This is a genomic window from Amycolatopsis nalaikhensis (assembly GCF_030264295.1).
Taxonomy (GTDB): Bacteria; Actinomycetota; Actinomycetes; order Mycobacteriales; family Pseudonocardiaceae; genus Amycolatopsis; species Amycolatopsis nalaikhensis.
This window is the reverse complement of the sequence record NZ_CP127173.1, coordinates 6,988,574-7,006,905: the sequence shown is the minus strand read 5'-3', so window position 1 is coordinate 7,006,905 and position 18,332 is coordinate 6,988,574. Positions and strand designations below refer to the sequence as shown.

The window sequence follows — 18,332 nt, the reverse complement described above, 5'->3', positions numbered from 1 at the left end:
TCCTGTTCTCAAGAATGGGTTTTGCGGTCCTGTTCGTGGAACCACTCCTGCTGCCACTGGGCGAACCGGAAGCGGTCGAGGGAAAACACGGCCAGCCGGTAGCAGAGGGCGAGCAGTGCCAGTGAGCCCAGCCAGAGGCCCAGCCCGAGGACCACGGCGTCGATGACGACACCCGCGCTGCTGAGCGGGGGATCCACCGGGCTGCCGGCGCGATCCACCCAGACGGTCAGCGTTTCGCCTTTGAGCTTGCCCTGGTCGGCGACGACTTGGCCGACGCGGCGGGTTCCGTCCGGAAGCAGCCAGGTCGCGTCGGTGGGCCGGCCGTTGCCGACGACGCCGGCGCGGGAGTTCACCGTGATGTCCGGCCCGTCGGCGAGCAGGGTGGCGGTCACCTGCGTGCGCTCGCTGAGCTGCTGGGCCGACTCTCCTTGCTGTCGCGCGTAGGTTTCCGAGCCGATGGAGGCGGCGACCGGCAGCGCGGCGAGCGCGAGCAGCACCGCGAAGACCAGCAGCCCGGCCTGGAACCGGTCCGAGCCCCGCGCCACCGACCCGCGGCGGGGCAGGACGGTGCGCCACATCCGCGCGATCGGGTTCGACGAAGTGCTCATGGGTCCTGCCCTCTCCGGTCGGAAGTCCTTGGTACGACCAGGATCATCGATTTCCAGAGCTGCCCGAAGAGGCCTTGGACCCCGGCGTACGGGGACCGACCCACCCTCCTCGAGAGGCCCTCCGACGGTGCACCGGGGACTTAGGACCCTGTGCCGTGGCGGATCGGCCGGGGATGGTCGGGTAAACCGACGGAACGGAGCACCGACCATGCGCGCCCGCGAGATCATGACCAGCCCGGCGTTCGCGTTGACACCGTCCGCGACGCTCGAAGAAGCTGCCGAGATGATGACCGGCCACGGTTTCACCACGATGCCGGTGGTCGACGCGGACGGGAGGCTGCTCGGGCTGCTGTCCGAGGCCGACATCCTGCGGACGCCGGCTCCGCCCGGGGACCCGGACACCGGCGTCATGCTCGACGGCGGGCCGCGGACAGCGGGCTCGGTGATGCGCACGCGAGGACTGGCCGTGCCGGCCGGCACCGAGGTGCACGAACTCGCGCGGCTGATGACCGACGCCGGCGTGCGCTCGGCGCCGGTCGTCGAAGGCGGCTGCGTCGTCGGCATGGTGACCTTCCGGGACGTGCTGCGAGCCACGGCCGGGCGCACCTGAGCGTCAGCTCGCCGGGACGTCCGGGCCGGTGCGGTGGCTCAGGACGTCCTCGACCGGGCGGCGGTCCGTGAGCCGGGTCGGGGAGCCGTACCCGATGCGCAGCAACGTGTGCGGCTGGCCGAACCCGGCGAAGATCCGGTCGAGCGACGCCCGCGTCCGCGCGGTTTCGAACGGCTGGGACAGAAACGACGTCGCCAGGCCTTCGGCGGTCGCGGTCAGCAGCACCCGCTGCATCGCCATCCCGGCCCGGACCTCGGCGTGCGGTCCCCGGTCCCGGGTCAGCAACACCCCGAGCAGGGGCTCCTGCTCGTACTCGCGCGGCGGCAGGTTCTCGTTCTCGTGCGACGCGCGTAGCGTCACGACTCCCGGCCCGTACGGGGGCGGGCCGGACGCGGTCTTCGGCACGCCGTCGGGACTGCCGGGTTCGCGGTGGGTCCAGTACTCCGCTTCCGCCCGGAAGACCGGGTTGTCCGCCTGCAGGGCCTCGGCCTGCCGCACCAGCGACGCCACCGTGCTGTAGCGGCCGGAGACGTTGAGGTACTCGATCTGCCCGCCCTCTTGGAGGGCCGCGGACTTCAACGCCGTGCGGGCCGCGGGCGGCACCTCCTTGTCCAGCAGCGGACGGCGGTTGGTGTGCCGGCGGAACACCGCTTCGGCGAGCCTGCGCTCGCCCGCGGTGGCCTTCTGGTTGCCGTCGAGCCGGATCACCGCGACCAAGTCCGGCTCCGCCGGATCCGGCAGCATCCGCACGACCGCGGCGAACCCGTTGACCCGCAGGCAGATCACCAGGTTGAACGCGGCCGCGCCGCACGCAAGCCGCGCCTCCCGCCCGTGCGGGTCCGCGACGGTAAGGACACGCTCGCGGTCCAGCCACACCTCGATCACCTCGTGCTCGACGACGAACCGCCAGGGCTGGGTGTTGTGCGGCGAAGGCGCGCGCACCGCAGCGGCGAGGGCCTGGTCGAACACGGTGGGCAGCGGTCGGATCATCACGGGCTCCGGGTTCCTGGGGGACGAACACACCCAGCATCACCGGCGGTTCCGCACCGCGGCGACGGTCGCGCGTCACCACCCGGAGGGACCAAAGACCCTCGGGCCCCGTTGCTGAGACCGGCTTCAGCCGGCCGGTGGGATGCTCGACCGGCGCGAGCGGAGGGCCGAACCATGGACCGGCAGGCAGTGCACGAGCAGTGGGAGCGCGACCGCGCCACCCTCCACGAACTGGTGGCCGCCGCGACGACCGCCGAGCTCCGCCGCCGGTCGGCCGGCACCCGGTGGACCAACGGGCAACTGGTGTTCCACCTCGTGTTCGGCTACCAGATCGTGCGTGCCCTGCTGGTGCTGGTCCGCCTCTTCGGCCGGCTGCCCGGCTCCGTCAGCCGCCGGTTCGCCGCCGCGCTGAACGCGGCCACTCCCCCGTTCCACGTGATCAACTACCTCGGGTCCTGCGGTGGCGGCCTGCTCGGCCCCCGGCGCGCGGCCGCGTGGCTGGACCGCATCATCGCCTCGCTGCACCGCAGCCTGGACCGGGCCACCGAAGCCGATCTCGCCCGCGGGATGCACTACCCGACCCGCTGGGATCCCTTCTTCCAGCCGTACATGACGCTGGCCGACATCTACCGCTATCCGAGCCTCCACTTCGCCTTCCACCGGCAGCAGCTCACCCTCGACCGGTAGCGGCTCAGCACAGCACGCGCTCCCCGTCCTCCGGCACCACCGCGCACCAGCAGGCTTCCGCGTGCAAGGCCTTCGCGAACGCGTGCGAAGCCGCCGCCTCCCCTTCGACGACGAACGCCGTCTCGGGCGGTGGTGTCGCGGTCGCCCAGGCGAGCACCTCTTCCGGTCCCGCGAACTCGCCGGTGCTCCCCAGCGCGGTCACCTCGGCCCGGACCGGCACGTACCGGCCGTGGACCTTGAGCTGGCGGGTCCCGCTCGCCAGCTGTGCCGCGCGGGTTCCCGGCACCGGCGTGCCCAGCAGGACCACCCCGTTGCGCGGGTCCGGCAGCAGCTCGGCCAGGTGCCGCAGCACGCGGCCGGAGTCCGCCGTCGCCAAGCCGGCCACGACGATCGACGGCCGGTCGGGCACCTGCTCGACCAGCCCGGTGGGAACGCCGACGCGCCCGCCACGGTGCAGCTCGTGCCGGCGTTCCCGCTCGGCACGCTGGTGGACTGCGACGGCCGAGAGACCGGCGGGGCTGTCCAGCACCACCGGCAGCTTCGGGATCTCCCCCGCGGCCATCAGCTCTTCCAGCATCGTCAGGAGCCCTTCGCCACCGACCGCAGACACCGGGACGAGGACGCTGCCGCCCCGGTTCACCGCGCGGTGCACGGCCGCGGCGAACCGGCCGGCCAGGTGGCCGCCGCCGGAAGGTGACGGCGCGGCCAGCACCAGGGCGTCCGACCGCGGTCGCGGATCCGGCGGGCGCAGCAACGCGTGCTCCGCCGCGCCGAGCGGACCGGCGAACACGACCGACCGGCCGCCGGCCCGGATCCGCACCCAGGCCGCCCCGAGCCGCCCGCCGGCGCGGCCGAACTCGAACTCCGCGCCGTCGAGCTGCTGCAGCGTGCCGTACTCGACCGGCCGCACCAGGGCGATCGCCCGGGAGACGTCTTCCGCGCGGAAGGGCGGCACGGCCGGGCCGGGTCCGGCCCAGCCGCCGGCCTCGGCGGCGAGCGCGTCTTCGGTGAACTGCGTCGCGGCGTCGGACAACGCGACCGGGAGCAACGCGGCGGTTCCCGGCGTCGCGAACACCGGGCCGTGCCAGCCTTCGGCGACCAGCTGCGGCAGGAACCCCGAGTGCCCGAGGTCGGCGCTCGGCAGAATCACCGCGCCGACCCCGTGCAGTTCGTCCGGTACGGGCGAGAAGTTGCGCCGCCACCCTGCGTCCGGACCGGCAAACAGGCCACAGCCGACCAGGATGCGGGTGCCGGGCAGCTCGAGGAGGTGGCGGGCGCCGGTGGCCCCGCCGAGGAACGTCAACGCGGGGTCGAGGTGCGACGCCAGCCGATGACCGGTCACGTGCAGCCGCCCCGGCCACGGGCTGGTGCGGTAGCGCGCGGACGCCCGGCGAGCGGCGCTGAGCGCGGCCGCGCGGGATCCTGGGGCATCGGACATCGTTTCTTCCCCTTTCGCCTCAGCCGGCGATGTCTCGCTGCCGGAACCGCGCCACGCCCGCCGCGACCAGCACCGCGCCCAGCGCGGTGAGCCAGAACAACGGGGCGGCCTGGACGGCCGGGCCCGGCAGCTTCGGCGAGTGGGTGAACGGCGACAGGTCCAGCACCCACTGGTCCAGCTTCAGCAACGTGCCGAACTCGCCGAGCAGCAGGAACGTCGTCAGCGCGACCCAGGCGAACGCGACCGCCCGGGCGAGCAAGCCGAACAGCGCCGCCGCGAGCCCGGCGAGCACCCACACCGCGGGCAGCTGGGCCAGCCCGGCGCCGGCCAACCGGGCGACCTCGGTGCCGGGCGTGCCGAGGCGGACCCCGTACGCCAGCCCGGCCGTGACGCCCAAGGACGTCAACAGCACGACCGGCGCGCCCGCGGCGAGCAGCAGGTACCCCGCCATCAGGCGACGGCGGTCGAGCGCGGTGGCCAGCAGCGGTTCGACCCGCAGCGCACGCTCCTCGCTCCGGAAACGGACCAGGACGGTGATCGCGTAAACCGAGGTGATCACCGCCGCCATCGAGAACTCGGCCGCGAGGAAGGCGTCCTCCATCGCCTGTTCACCGCCCAGGGCGGCGATCAGCGCCCGGGCGCCCGCGCTGTCGAGCATCTTCCCGACGTTGCCCGCGAGCCCGCCGAGGACCAGTCCCAGCAGGACGTACCCGGCCAGCCAGGCACCCAGGTTCGCCCGGTTGAGGCGCCACGCCAGGCCCCACGCACCGGTCAGGGAACGACCGGCGTGCGCCGGGCCCGCCCGGTCCGGCAGCAGCCCGGCGTCGAGGTCGCGGGCCCGGGCCGCCACGACGGCCACCACGACCAGCGCGGCCGCCACGAGCAGCGGGAGGACCAGGACCCACCAGACGTCGCCCGCAAAGGGCCGGACCTGCTGGGTCCACCCGATCGGCGAGCCCCAGGACAACCAGCGCGGACCGGCGGAGTCGCCCACCGCACGCAGGAAGTACGCGGCGAGCAGGGCGACGACGGCGAGCCCCGACGCCGCCCGGGCGCTCTTGGTCAGCTGGGCGGTCAGCGCGGCGAGCCCGCCGAAGACCAGCCCGGCGCCCGCCCAACCGAGGCCGAAGGCCAGCGATCCGGCAACCGGCAGCCCCGCCGCCGCGAGCCCGGCCGCGCTGAAGAGGCCGATGACCAGGCTCGACACCACCGTCACCACAACTGCCGCCGCCAGCCCGGCGAAGCGGCCGACCACGGCGGAACCAAGCAGCTCCCGCCGCCCGGCCTCCTCTTCGGCCCGGGTGTGCCGGACCACGGTGAAGATCATCAGCAGCGCGATCAGGGCCGCGCCGAACGCGGTCAGCTTGAAGACCGACGTCGCGCCCAGCGTCGGTTCGTACACCGGCCCGTAGAGCGCCACCAGGGCCGGGACCGAGTTGATGCTGTCGGTCGCACCCTGCTGGTCCCCGGCGGCCGGGTAGATCGCCGCCGTCGCCGCGGCCGAAGACGCCGCCACGGCGGTGAACACCGCGGTCCACACCGGCAGCCGGACCCGGTCCCGGCGCAAGGCCAGCCGGACCAGCGCGCCGGTGCCGGTGAGCGTGCCGCTCATACCGGCACCACCTCCGGTTCGCTCCGGTAGTGCCGGAGGAACAGCTCTTCCAGGGTCGGCGGGTTGCTGGTCAGGCTTCGCACGCCGCGGTGGCTCAGCAGGCCGAGCACCGACGCCAGCTCGGTGTTGTCGACGGTCAGCCGCACGTGGTCGCCCTCGGCGGTGAAGTCGTGCACGCCCGGCAGGTGCGCCAGACCGTCCGCGGTATCGGAAATGCGCGCGGTGATGGTGGTCCGGCTGAGGTGCCGCAGTTCGTCGAGGCTGCCGGAGTCGACCAGGCGGCCGGCGCGGATGATGCTGACCCGGTCGCACAGGGCCTCCGCCTCGGACAGGATGTGGCTGGAGAGCAGGATCGTCCGGCCCCGCTCGCGCTCCTCACGGACGCACTCGCGGAAGGTCGCCTCCATCAGCGGGTCGAGCCCGGAGGTCGGCTCGTCGAGCAGGAGCAGTTCGACGTCCGACGCGAGCGCCGCGACGACTGCCACCTTCTGCCGGTTGCCCTTCGAGTAGGCCCGGCCCTTGATACGCGGGTCCAGTTCGAACAGCTCGAGGTAGCGCTTGCGGCGCTTCGGGTCCAGCCCGCCGCGCAGGCGGCCGAGCAGGTCGATGACCTCGCCGCCGGTGAGGTTCGGCCACAGCGACACCTCCCCCGGCACATACGCCAGCCGCCGGTGCAGGGGCACGGCGTCCCGCCACGGGTCGCCGCCGAGCAGCCGCATCTCACCGGAGTCGGCGCGCAGCAGCCCCAGCAGCACCCGCAGCGTGGTGGTCTTCCCGGCGCCGTTCGGCCCGAGGAAGCCGTGCACCTCACCGGTTTCGACGGTGAGGTCGAGCCCGTCGAGCGCTTGGGTGTGCCCGAAGGACTTCCGGAGGTCCCGGATCTCGATCGCGGCGCTCATCGTGTGCTCTCCAGGAGGATCCGGCGTTCGGCCGAGGCAATGGCCGCGCGGGCCGGGCCGAGGACGTCGGGGTTGACCGAGATCGACGTGATGCCGAAGCGGACCAGGTGCTCGGCGAAGCCGGGCTTGGTCGAGGGCGCCTGGCCGCACAGCGATGAGGTGATGTTGTGGTGCCGGGCGATGCGGACGATCTTCTCGATCGCGTCGAGCACCGCCGGGTCGGCTTCGTCGAACAGCTCCGCGCACACGGCCGAGTCGCGGTCGACGCCCAGTACCAGCTGGGTGAGGTCGTTGCTGCCGATGGACACGCCGTCGATGCCCATGCCCGCGTATTCGGGCAGCCAGTGCACGACCGAGGGCACCTCGGCCATCACCCAGCGGTGCAGGCCGCGCTGGCGACCGAGCGGGCTGGCATCGACCAGTTCGAGGCACTCCTCCAGTTCCCACTTGGTGCGGACGAACGGGATCATCAGGTGCAGGTTCGGTGTCTGCTCGCGCACGCGGGCCAGCGTCTCGAGCTCCAGGGCGAACAGGTCGCGTTCACGGACGTACCGGTAGCAGCCGCGGTAGCCGATCATCGGGTTGCTCTCGACCGGCTCGAACGCCTCGCCGCCGGCCAGGCCGCGGAACTCGTTGGTCCGCAGGTCGGTCGCGCGGTAGACGACCGGGCGGGTGCCGAACGGCCGCGTGATCTTGAGCAGCGACTCCGTCATCTTGTCCACGAAGGACCGCTCTTCGCCCTTGGCGAGCAGGTCGCGCGGGTGGCGGCCGTCCAGGGCCTCGGTCAGCAGGAACTCGGCGCGCAGCAGGCCGACGCCGTCGACCGCCTGGGCGGCGACCTCTTCGGCGTGGTCCGGCATGGCGAGGTTGACGTACAGCTTGGTGCCGATGGCTTCCGGCGCCACCGGGGCCACCACCGGTTCGGTGCGCGCCGGCGCCTTCTTGGTCGCGCCCGCCCGGACCTCGCCCTTGGTGCCGTCCACGGTGACCAGCGTGCGGTCGGCCAGGACCCGGGTCGCGTCGCCGGTGCCGACGACGCACGGCACGCCCAGCTCACGGGCGACCACCGCGGCGTGGCAGGTCATCCCGCCGCCGTCGGTGACCACCGCGGCGGCCCGGCGCATCGCCGGCACCCAGTCCGGGTTGGTCATCGGCGCCACCAGGACCTCGCCGTCCCGCAGGTGCTTCGCCTCGACCGGGTCGTGCAGCACGCGCACCGCGCCGCTGCCGTCGCCCGGCGAGGCCGCGAGCCCGGTGACGAGGGCCTCGGTCGTCACCGCCGTCAGCGGCGGCAGCGTGGTGATCGGCCGGGACTGGACGAGGGAGATCTCATCGGCGGCGATGGCGAACTCGATGTCCTGCGGGACGCCGTAGTGCTCCTCGACCCGCGAGGCCATCCGCGCCAGCTCGAGCACCACGGTGTCGCTCAGCACCCGCCGGCCGCCCGCGGGCTCGGGCAGGTCGATCGTGACGTCGCCGCCCCCGTCGCCGGCGATGATCTTGTGGGTCTGCCTGCCGACCCGGACCGAGTGGATGAGCAGCTCCTGCTTGCCGACGACGTAGGTGTCCGGTTCGACGGCCCCGCTGACGATCGCTTCGCCCTGGCCGAACACGGCTTCGATGACCACGCGGTCGCGGTCGCCGGTGCGCGGGTCGGCGGTGAAGATGACGCCGGACCGTTCGGACTGGATCATGCGCTGGACGACGACGGCGATCGCCGGTTCGCCGGTGAACCCGCGGCTGGCGCGGTAGCTGACCACCCGCGGGCTGAACAGCGACGTCCAGCAGTCGACGACGTGCTCGGCAACCGCGTGGTCGCCCCAGATGTTGGTGTAGGTGGCGTTCATCCCGGCGAAGGAGGCTTCGGCACCGTCTTCCCCGGTGGCGGACGACCGGATCGCGACCGGCGTCGACGCGCCGAGTGCCCGGTAGGCCTCGGCGATCTCGGTGTGCAGTTCACCGGTGAGCCCGGCCTGCCGGACGAGGTCGCGCATCCGGTCGCACTGCTCTGCCAGCGCCGCCGTGTCGTCCACATTGGCCACGGCCTTGGCGTGCAGGTCGGCCAGCTCGGCGCGGACGCCCGCGTGCTCCAGCGCCGCCCAGTAGCCGTCGCGGGAGATCACGAAGCCGCCGGGGACGGGGAAGCCGGCGGAGATCAGCTCGCCGAGGTTGGCGCCCTTGCCGCCGACGGTCTCGTCGTCGGTCAGCCGGATCTCGGCCAGGTCGCGTACGTAGGTCATCGGATTCCTCCTGTGGGTCCGTCGGGGAACAGTTCGCCGAGGGGAAGCCGCGGCGAGGGTGCGGCCGGGACCGCGGGGTAGCCGAACCGGAAGATCGCCTGCGGCACCCCTGGCAAGGCCAGCTCCGACACCAGTCGGGCGCGGAATCCGGTCAGGTGCAGGGGCTGGGTGAGCACCGAGCCGACCAGAGCTTTCGCCGTCGCGGTCAGCCAGACGCGCTGCAGGGCCGCGCCGGCGGCGATGTGGTCAGCGCGCGCGTCACCGTCGGTGCAGAGGACCAGCAGGTTCTCCGCGGCGAGCCGGGCGGCGAGCACGGCGTCGTCCGGGACGGGCGTGCCGGCGCGCACGAGCCCCGCCACCGGCAGGGCTTCGGGGCTGAGCGCGTCCTCGGGAACGCCGTCACCGACTGCGTCCCACCCGTGGGTGTGCGCGGTCCACGTCTCGAGTTCGCGCTGGTAGCCGCGGTCTTCCCGCAGGACCCGCGTGGCGAAGCCGAGGAGTTCGGCCAGCTTGTCCAGGCGGGCGGGCACGACGAGGTGCACCCCGGTCGTCTCGCCGGCGGCGACCACCGCGGTGTGGACGTCCTTCGGCACGCGGTTGTGGAAGAACCGGTGCCGGTGACTGCGGCGGCGGCCGATCGCCTGGTACAGCGAGTAGACCCGGGCGGAAGCCGCACGCTCGCGGCCGATCGTCACCGTGGCCACGACGTCGTCGTCGCGGTACTCGACGTGGCAGTCGCGGCCGAGCGCGCGGACCGCGAGTTCGAGGTTGGTGAGCGCGGCGCCGCAGGACAGCAAGCGGTCGCGGCCGGCCGGGTCGTGTCGGCGCAGCTCGACGTCCCGGCGCTCCAGCAGATCCACCTCGGTGCCGCGGACGAGCAGCTGCCACGGCTGGCTGTTGTGCACCGAGGGTGCGCGGCTCACCGCGCGGGCGAGCACGCCGATCTGCTCGTGGGTCAGGGCTGCCGGTGCTGCGGCGGTCATCGCGGTCACTCCCGAACGCGGAGTCGGACGCTCCGCCGAAGTCATGGTGGGCCCGCGGCCGGTGCGGGCACCGGAGCACAAAGTCCTCCGGTCCGGCGGAATTCGGCCCCTACCCGCGTCCTCGGCCGGGGCGCACGATCGCGGTAACACCCGAGGAAGGAAGGCAGATCATGAACTCAGCTACTGGCCGCGTGATCGTCGTCGGCACGGACGGCTCGGAACGCGGCGACGCGGCTTTGCGGTGGGCTCTCGAGGTGGGCGCGCACGCCGGTGACACGGTCCGCGCGATCCTCGTCCGGCCCCGGGACACCCTGCTGCCGGGCACGTCGTTCACCATCCAGCCGCACGGCCGGGTGCCGGAACAGGCTTACTCGCTCGAAGACCACATCGCCGCTCTGCGCATCGACACGGCGGCCACCCTCGAAACGAGCACGGTCCACGGCGACCCGGCCACCGAGCTGGTGACGGCCTCGGCCGACGCGGACCTGCTCGTGCTGGGCACCCACCGCGGCGGCGCGCTGGCCGACCTCGTGCTGGGCAGCGTGGGGCGGGAGTGCGTGCGCTTCTCGCGGTGCCCGGTCGTGGTCATCACCCCGGAGGCGGCGAATCGGCTGGCTTCGGTCTGAACCGCGGTTGCCCTGTTCTGCCGGGAAAGCCTCCGGCGGCCACCACGAAGCTGGTGACCTCCGGAGGCTTTCGTGCGTTCAGTGCCGGCGAGTGGCCCAGCGGAAGAGCTCGTCCGCTCCCCACACCAGGACCGGCATCGGCAGCATCAGCGCGATCACCCACGCCGGCAGCGCGGCCGTCCCGAACAGCGCTTGCAACGGCGGCAGGTAGATCAGCGCCGCGGCGAAGACCAGTTCGAACACGATCCCGCCCAGCAGCAGCCGGTTCGTCGTGAGGCCCACCTCCCGCAACGACACCCGCTCGGTGCGGGACGCGAAGGCCGTGCCGATCTGGCAGAACACGATCGCCGCGAAGCTCGCGGTCGTCGCCTGGAGGTACGCGTGGTGCAGAGGTGCTCCCGCGGAGACGTCCGCGCCGAGGTGCCAGCCCGCCGCGTACAGCACCGCGAAGTAGGCACCCAGCACCAGGACTCCGGAGAGCAGCCCCATGATCCCCCACGCGCGCAGCAGCATCCGGCCGGTGACGACGCCCTCCGAGCGGCGGCGCGGGCGGCGGGCCATCAGGCCTGGCTCGGCGGGTTCGCGGCCGAGGGCCAGCGCGGGCAGCGTCTCGGTGCCGAGGTCGATCGCCAGGATCTGCAACACCGTCAGGGGCAGCGGTATCGCCCCGCCGGACACCGCGAAAAGCAGGAACGGCAGGACTTCCGGCACCGCGTGCGCGAAGATGTAGAGCACGAACTTGCGGACGTTGTCGAAGACCCGGCGCCCCTCCCGCACCCCGGCGACGATGGTCGCGAAGTTGTCGTCGGTGAGCACCACCGTCGCCGCTTCCTTGGCAACGTCCGTTCCGCCGACGCCCATCGCCACCCCGATGTCGGCCCGGCGCAACGCCGGCGCGTCGTTGACGCCGTCGCCGGTCATCGCCACGACTTCGCCGCAGTCGCGCAGGGCGTCGGCGATCCGCAGCTTGTCTTCCGGCGCCGCGCGGGAGAACACGATCTCACCGTCGGCGGTGAGCGCTTCGTCGAGCGCCGGTTCCGGCAGCTCGGCGAGCTCGTCACCACTGATCACGCGGTCCGCGCCGATCCCGACGCGGCGCGCGATCTCCGCCGCGGTCCGGCCGTTGTCGCCGGTCACGACGTGGACGGTGATGCCCGCCGAATGGCAGTTCGCGACGGCGGCGGCGACTTCGGGACGCGGCGGGTCGACGAGCCCCACCAGCCCCAGCAGGCACAGGTCCGATTCGGCTTCGTCGCGGCTCCCCGGCACGGCGGCCGCCTCGCGGCGGGCGACGGCCAGCACTCGCAGGGCGCGGCCCGCCATCTCGTCGACGCGCTCGATGATCCGCTCCCGCAGCTCGGTCGTCAGCGGGACTTCGGTGCCGGAAGCGTCGCGGACCGACGCGCACCGCGGCACCACCTGTTCGGGCGCCCCCTTGGTGGCCACGAACAGCGCACCGTCCACGGAGTCCACTGTAGACATCCGCTTGAGCCGGGGGTCGAACGAGTAGAGGGTTTCCCGCGTGGTTTCCCGGGCCGCCGGGTCGAACGCAGTCCCGTGGTCGGCCGCGTAGCCCAGCAGCGCCAGCTCCGTCGGGTCGCCGCTGGCCGAGGTGAGGTCGGCGGTGCTGCAGCGCGCGAGTGACGCGGCCAGCACGCCCGCGTCCGAGAGAGGTTCGCCCAGGCCGTCCCGGACCTCTTCGACGTGCATCGCGTTGCGGGTCAGGGTTCCGGTCTTGTCGGTGCAGATCACCGTCGTGGAGCCCAGGGTCTCCACCGCCGACAGCCGCTTGACCAGTGCGCCTTCCTTGGCCATCGACCGGACCCCGGCGGCCAGCGCGAGGGTGATCGTCGGCAGCAGCCCCTCGGGGACGTTCGCGACCAGCAGGCCGATCGCGAACACGAACGCCGCCGACCACGAAAGCCCGGCCAGCCAGCCCAGCGGCAGGAAGCCGATGCCGACCACGACCGCGACCCCGGCGATCAGCCACGCCACGCGGCGGACCTGCCGCTCCAGCGGGCTCTCCTCACGCCCCACCCGGGCCGAGAGCGACGCGATCCGGCCGATCTCGGTGTGCCGCCCGGTGGCGTGCACGACCGCGTGCGCGGCGCCGGCGACGCAGACCGTGCCGCTGAAGACGAGCACGGGCGACTCCAGCGGCCGGGACGCGTCGTCGTGGACGTCGGCCATCCGCGTCACCGGCGCCGACTCCCCGGTCAGCATCGAAGCGTCGACGTCGAGGGTGCCCTCCACCAGCCTTGCGTCGGCCGGGACGCGGTCCCCCTCGGCGAGCACCAGCACGTCCCCGGGCACGATCTCCGTCGCGGGCACGTGCCGGACACTGCCGTCGCGCAGCACCGACGCGCGGTCGGGCAGGTACCGGCCGAGCGCCTCGACCGCCTTCTCCGCCTGCTGCTCCTGGACGAACGCCAGCAGGCCGTTGAGCAGGATCACCCCGACGATGGCGATCGCGAGGTTGGTCGTCCCGGCCAGCCAGGCGAGCCCGGCCGCGACCCACAGCAGCAGCGCGAGCGGGTGGATCAGCTGCCGCAGCAGGGCCAGCGGCCACGTCGCGCCGTGGTGGGACGGCAGCGCGTTGGGGCCGCTCACCTGGAGCCGGCGAGCGGCTTCACGGGCGGTCAGGCCCGTGACGCCGGTGCGCAGATCCCGCAGCAGGCGGGCGACGGGTTCGCGCGCGTCCACCTCCGGGGCTTCCCCGGCGTCCGGCTTCGTCCTCAGGTGCGTGGTCATCGTCAGGGCTTCTTTCGCTTCGGGGTGGCGAGACCGATCAACAGCAGGGCCTGCGGGAGTCCTGGCAGCAGCCCGTCCTCGACGTACCTGGCGCGCTCGGCCGGCGCGAGCCTCGGCAACGGCAGCACCTGCGAGGCGAAGCCGCGGACCGCGGTGGCGAGCCGGGCCGAGTGCAGGGCCGCGCCGGCCAGGACGTGGTGACGGCGGCTGTCGCCGGGTGTCGTCACCAGCAGCGAGGAGTGCCCGGTGACGTCGGCGCCGAACTGCTTGAGCGTCGGCGCCCAGTCCGGGCGGACGATCCGGACGTCTGTCTCCGGCCAGAAGCCGTCTCCGCTCACCGCACCCAGCACCGCGAGGCTGACCGGGCGCAGCGGCTTGCCGTGACCGGGCTCCCCCAGCTTCCGCAGCGCCGCGTACCGCGCCCATTCACCGCTGGACGGGCCCCGCGCGCCGCCGACGCGCACGACGGCCGCGACGTCGGAGCGGTCCGGGTCGTACGGGAAGGCGACCACCGGTTCGCGGCCCAGCACCCGCACGACGGTCCAGGTGGTCGACAGCGCCGCGCCGCATTCGAGGAGGGCGGCGGCGGCCCGATCGCGCCGGGCGGGCGGCTCGGTCAGGACGACCTCGTCCGGCCGGACCTCCGCGACGCACCGGTTCGGGCCGAGCCGCACCAGCCCGTCGGCGAGAACCGACCGTGACGACCGGTCCCACCGGAACGCCTGCGCGGTCATCCGCCGAGGTGTCTCGAGGCGGCGCGGCACGTGGCCAGCAGGCCGTCGACGTCGATCACGGTGACGCGGTTCTCCAGGCCGGGCGGGATCTCGGCCCGCACGTCCGGGTCCGGGGAGACCAGGGCGACCGGCACGTGGTCGCGGACCGCGCAGACGACGCCGTACTCGCGGGCAGTCAGCTCTGCCTCCTGACCCCGGACGTCGACGACCAGGTCGGGCTGGGCGAACGGCTCGTCGAGCGGGCAGCGGCCACCCGGCGCGAGGGCGCGGCAGAGCCCGGCGCGGCTGTGGCACCGGCTGACCAGGCAGCCGGCGTCGCGCAAGGGCTGGACGAGGAAGTCGGCGTCCCCGAAGGACGCTTCGGTCAGCAGGACGTGCATGACTTCACCTCACGATCATTCGGGCGAGCGCCTCTTCGGCGCCGCGGGCCAGCTCCAGGTCTTCCCGGGGCAGGACGATCAAGGCGGGCACCGGGGAGCCGGGAGCGGTGATCACCCGGTCGACGTCGGTGTGAGGGACGTTGCCGGCGCGCAGGCCGAGCACACCGAGCCCGTCGATGACGGACTTGATCAGCTCCGGCTGGTGCTCGGCGACGCCGCCGGTGAACACCACCGCGTCCAGGCGCGACAGGCTCGTCGCGGCCGCACCGATCTCGCGGCGGAGCCGGTGCCGGTAGACGTCGAGCGCGACCTCGGCGTCCCGTTCGCCGCGATCGGCCGCGGCCAGCACCCGGCGCAGGTCGCCGTTCGTGCCGCTCATCCCGGCCAGCCCGGAACGGTGGAACAGCGCGTCGGCCATCTCGGCCGGGGTCATCGGCGCCGTCTGCATCACGTGCAGCAGCAGCCCCGGGTCGACCGACCCCGACCGCGTGGCCATCATGGCGCCTTCGAGCGGAGTGAAGCCCATGCTGGTGTCGACGCCGTGACCGTCGCGGATCGCGGTCACCGACACCCCGGCCCCGATGTGGGCGCAGACCAGCTGCAGCTCGTCGGGCGCCCGGCCGAGCAGCTCCCCGGTGCGCCGCAAAGCGTACTGGCACGACAGGCCATGGAAACCGTAGCGGCGCAAGCGGTTCTGCGCGGTCCACGACCGCGGCAGCGGGTAGCGCGCCGCGGCTTCGGGCATCTGCGCGTGGAAGGCGGTGTCGAAGCAAGCCACCACCGGAACCTCGGGCAGCAGCCGCCGGACCTCCCGCGTCACCTCCAACGACAACGGCTGATGGTTCGGCGCGAGGGAGGTGAGCCGTTCGAGGTTCGCGAGCAGCGCGTCGTCGACCCGCGCCGGGGCCTTCTGCAGCCCGCCGTGGACGAAGCGGACGGCGATCGCGTCCACTTCGGACCAGCGGCGGATCGCCTGGGCGACGGCGCCGGGATCGGCCAGGTCCCACGCGGTCCAGCCGACCGCGGTGCCGTCGGCGACCAGCGAGACCTTCATACTCGACGAGCCCGGGTTCAGGGTCAGCACACGCACGGTCGCTCCTTCAGTCCCGTAGGTGGCGCAGGAACGGGTCGGTGGCGGAGGGCCGTTCGAACCGGGCGCGGACGTCGAGCGCCACGCAGCCATCGGAACGCACGCGCACCGGGTTGAGGTCCAGTTCGGCCAGCTCCGGCACTAGCTCGGCGAGCCGGCTGACCTTCAGCAGCAGCTCCCGCACGGCCGCCCGGTCGAGCTGCCCGGACGCCCACAGCGCCTTCGACGATCGCAACCCGTCCAGGAGCAGGTCGGCGTCGGCTGCGGTGAGCGGGGCGAGCCGGGCGGCGCGGTCGGCGATCAGGTCGGTGTCGACGCCGCCGAGACCGAACACGACCAACGGCCCGAACACCGGGTCCGAGCGAACACCGACCAGCAGCTCCCGCCCGGGTTCGGCCATCGGCTGCACGGTGACCCCGCGCAGGGCCGAGCCGAACCGGGATCGCAGGGTGCGGAACGCTTCCATGATCCGGTCGGCGCCGTGTACGTTCAGCAGCACGCCGCCGCCCGCGGTCTTGTGCAGCAGCCCTTCGGCGTCGGCCTTCAGCACGACCGGCGAGTCCAGGTCGGCGACCGCGGCGGCCATCGAGTCGTCGGCTTCGACGTACCGGGTCTCCACCATCGGGATGTCGGCCAGGCGTAGCACCTCGACAGCGTCGGCGGGTGGGAGCCAGCCCTCACGTCCGGCGGCGAACGCCCTCAGCGCATCGGGATCCGCCGGCGGAGCAAGGAACTCCTCTGTCTCGGGGCGGTTCAGCCACTGCTCGTAGCGGACGAGCCGGGCCAGGACCGCGGCGGCCGCGGCCGGGTCGTCGTAGCAGGCGGTCACCCCGCGGCCGGGCACCAGCGGGGCGACGCGGGCGCGCTGCCCGGGCCGGACCGCGAAGACGGTCTTGTACTCCGGCGGCAGCACCGCGGCGATCGCGGTCCCGGGGTCGCCGACAGCGGTGGGCACGGTCGCGGCGATCACCGCGTCGACCCCGTCGTCGGCGAGGACGGCCCGCAGCGCGTCGGCGAAGAGCTTCCGGTGGGACGGCCGCGGTCGTGTCGACCGGGTTGCGCACCGCGGCTTCGGCCGGGAGCAGCTTGGCGAGCCGGTCTCGGGTGTCGTCGGAGAGTTCGGCCATGACCAGGCCTTCGCGCTCGCAGGCGTCGGCGGCCAGCACCCCGGCCCCGCCGGCGTTGCTGACGACGGCCACGCGCGGGCCGCCCGGCAGCAGCTGCCACGACAGCCCGGCGATGACGTCGACCAGCTCGGCGACGGTGTCGACGGCGATGACCCCGGCCTGCTCGAACAGCGCGTCGCGGGTGACGGCCGGTGTCGCGGCGGCCGCGGTGTGCGAAGCGGCGGCGCGCTGGGCGGTCCCGCCGCTGCCCGACCGGACGGCGAGCACCGGCCGCGTCCGGGCCAGCTGCCGCGCCAGTCGGCTGAACTTGCGGGGGTTGCCGAACGATTCGAGATAGAGCACCGCCAGCTCGGTCCGGCGGTCGGCGGTCCACCACATCAGCAGGTCGTTGCCGCTGACGTCGTACTTGTCGCCGGTGGAGACCAGCGTCGACATGCCGAGGCCGAGGTCGCCGAGGGACTCCGCGAGCGCGATGCCCACTCCGCCGGACTGGGTGACCACGCCGATGTTGCCGGGCTTGACGGTCGTGCCGAGGAAGGTGAGGTCGTAGGGGCAGGCAGGGTCGGTGGAGACCACGCCGAGGCAGTTCGGGCCGACCAGCCGCATGCCGTGGTCGCGCACTGCGGCGTGGACCCGTTCGCCCGCCTCGGAGCCGGTGAGGCCCGAGGAGATGATCACGACCGCACGGACACCCCGTTTCCCGCATTCTTCGACCGCTTCGGCGGCGGCCGGCGCGGGCAGGCAGACCACCGCGAGTTCGGGGGTGCGGCTCAGCGCGGCCACGGACGGGACGCTCGGCACGCCGAGAATCTCACGGGCGTGCGGGTTCACCACCTCGACCGGTCCCCGGTAGCTGGAGGCGACGAGGTTGGCCAGGATCGCGTGCCCCACCGAACCCGGGCGCCGTCCCGCGCCGATGACGGCGATCGACGACGGCTTGAACAGGTGGGTCAGGCTGGCCGCGTCGGCGACCGAGTCGCGCTTCAGCACGGCGTCCAGGTAGGCGGCGTCTTCGTCGAGGATCATCACGACGTCCCGTTCGGGGCCGCCGACGCTGGCCTCGAACCGCAGGCCGAGGTCGGCGAAGACGTGGAGCACCTTGGCGTTCTCGGCGAGCACCTCGGCGACGAACCGCTTCAGGCCCGCTTTCCGGGCGTGGGAGACGAGGTGCTCCATCAGCAGGGTCGCGACGCCCTGCGTGCGCACGGTCGCGTCGACGACCAAGGCGACTTCGGCGTCACGGGAGTCCTTCAGGACCTCGTAGTTCGCGACGCCGACGAGCTCGCCGCGGCGGTAGCAGCCCACGGCGTAGTGGCCGGGGCCGGGATCGGCGGCGATCTCCGCCGCCAGCTTGTCGAGCATGGACGGCCGGGCCCCGAAGAACCGGAAGTAGGTGTCCTGCTGGGTGAGCCGGGTGTGCAGGGCGAGCACCTCGGCGGTGTCGGCCGGGTGCAACGGGCGCACGAGCACCACGTCACCGTCCGCGAGCAGGGCCCGGGAGCCCGCCTCCACGCTCATCGCTTCTCCTCACGGCACGATGGTGGGCGCGGCCGACCA

At 73.3% G+C, this 18,332-nt stretch carries 14 protein-coding genes and 1 pseudogene; 3 read left to right on the top strand and 12 right to left on the bottom strand.

Annotation, left to right across the window (positions count from 1 at the left end; genetic code table 11):
• Nucleotides 1-8 precede the first annotated feature (8 nt).
• A complete protein-coding gene (locus QP939_RS34365) occupies nt 9-608 on the bottom strand; it encodes an Rv1733c family protein (protein ID WP_285450449.1) in 600 nt (199 codons plus the stop codon).
• A gap of 208 nt (nt 609-816) precedes the next feature.
• On the opposite strand from QP939_RS34365, the gene QP939_RS34360 reads away from it, so the two are divergent.
• On the top strand, nt 817-1,218 hold the full coding sequence (locus QP939_RS34360; RefSeq protein WP_285450447.1) for a CBS domain-containing protein: 402 nt from the start codon (nt 817-819) through the stop codon (nt 1,216-1,218).
• 3 nt (nt 1,219-1,221) lie between these two features.
• Here QP939_RS34360 and QP939_RS34355 read toward each other — a convergent pair whose 3' ends face one another.
• Nucleotides 1,222-2,208 carry an Acg family FMN-binding oxidoreductase gene (locus QP939_RS34355; RefSeq protein ID WP_285450445.1) on the bottom strand — a complete coding sequence of 329 codons (987 nt, stop codon included), beginning with the start codon at nt 2,206-2,208 and terminating at the stop codon, nt 1,222-1,224.
• A 174-nt stretch (nt 2,209-2,382) separates the two neighbouring features.
• Here QP939_RS34355 and QP939_RS34350 point away from each other — a divergent pair, with 174 nt between their 5' ends.
• Entirely contained in the window at nt 2,383-2,895 is a 513-nt protein-coding gene (locus tag QP939_RS34350) for a DinB family protein (protein WP_285450443.1), read from the top strand.
• A gap of 4 nt (nt 2,896-2,899) precedes the next feature.
• Here QP939_RS34350 and QP939_RS34345 read toward each other — a convergent pair whose 3' ends face one another.
• Genes QP939_RS34345 through QP939_RS34325 form a run of 5 tightly spaced genes read right to left on the bottom strand, consistent with a single transcriptional unit; the run spans nt 2,900 to nt 10,067 of the window.
• A complete protein-coding gene (locus QP939_RS34345; protein ID WP_285450441.1) occupies nt 2,900-4,333 on the bottom strand; it encodes an MBL fold metallo-hydrolase in 1,434 nt (477 codons plus the stop codon).
• Between the two features lie 19 nt (nt 4,334-4,352).
• A complete protein-coding gene (locus QP939_RS34340) occupies nt 4,353-5,945 on the bottom strand; it encodes an ABC transporter permease (protein WP_285450439.1) in 1,593 nt (530 codons plus the stop codon).
• Nucleotides 5,942-6,844, bottom strand: coding sequence for an ABC transporter ATP-binding protein (locus QP939_RS34335; protein WP_285450437.1), 903 nt, complete (start codon nt 6,842-6,844; stop codon nt 5,942-5,944). Before QP939_RS34335 ends, QP939_RS34340 begins: the two co-directional genes overlap by 4 nt.
• Nucleotides 6,841-9,084, bottom strand: a complete 2,244-nt coding sequence (gene ppsA / locus QP939_RS34330; protein ID WP_285450436.1) for a phosphoenolpyruvate synthase — start codon at nt 9,082-9,084, stop codon at nt 6,841-6,843. The genes QP939_RS34335 and ppsA overlap by 4 nt, the downstream gene beginning before the upstream one ends.
• Entirely contained in the window at nt 9,081-10,067 is a 987-nt protein-coding gene (locus QP939_RS34325; RefSeq protein ID WP_285450435.1) for an Acg family FMN-binding oxidoreductase, read from the bottom strand. The genes ppsA and QP939_RS34325 overlap by 4 nt, the downstream gene beginning before the upstream one ends.
• Nucleotides 10,068-10,237: 170 nt before the next feature.
• Between QP939_RS34325 and QP939_RS34320 the strand changes: the two genes are divergently transcribed.
• The gene (locus QP939_RS34320) at nt 10,238-10,693 is read left to right on the top strand and encodes a universal stress protein (protein WP_285450433.1); all 456 of its coding nucleotides are present in this window, start codon (nt 10,238-10,240) and stop codon (nt 10,691-10,693) included.
• 78 nt (nt 10,694-10,771) lie between these two features.
• On the opposite strand, the gene QP939_RS34315 is transcribed toward QP939_RS34320, so the two are convergent.
• The 5 genes and pseudogenes from QP939_RS34315 to QP939_RS34290 all read right to left on the bottom strand — a co-directional run bounded on the left by QP939_RS34315 (nt 10,772) and on the right by QP939_RS34290 (nt 18,293).
• Entirely contained in the window at nt 10,772-13,444 is a 2,673-nt protein-coding gene (locus QP939_RS34315) for a cation-translocating P-type ATPase (protein ID WP_285450432.1), read from the bottom strand.
• Between the two features lie 2 nt (nt 13,445-13,446).
• Nucleotides 13,447-14,178: a hypothetical protein gene (locus tag QP939_RS34310; protein ID WP_285450431.1), complete on the bottom strand. Its 732-nt coding sequence runs from the start codon at nt 14,176-14,178 to the stop codon at nt 13,447-13,449.
• Nucleotides 14,175-14,558, bottom strand: coding sequence for a hypothetical protein (locus QP939_RS34305; RefSeq protein ID WP_285450430.1), 384 nt, complete (start codon nt 14,556-14,558; stop codon nt 14,175-14,177). Before QP939_RS34305 ends, QP939_RS34310 begins: the two co-directional genes overlap by 4 nt.
• Nucleotides 14,559-14,562: 4 nt before the next feature.
• The gene (locus QP939_RS34300; protein ID WP_285450429.1) at nt 14,563-15,648 is read right to left on the bottom strand and encodes an acetate/propionate family kinase; all 1,086 of its coding nucleotides are present in this window, start codon (nt 15,646-15,648) and stop codon (nt 14,563-14,565) included.
• Nucleotides 15,649-15,658: 10 nt separating this feature from the next.
• Nucleotides 15,659-18,293, bottom strand: a pseudogene (locus QP939_RS34290) (GNAT family N-acetyltransferase).
• Nucleotides 18,294-18,332 lie beyond the last annotated feature (39 nt).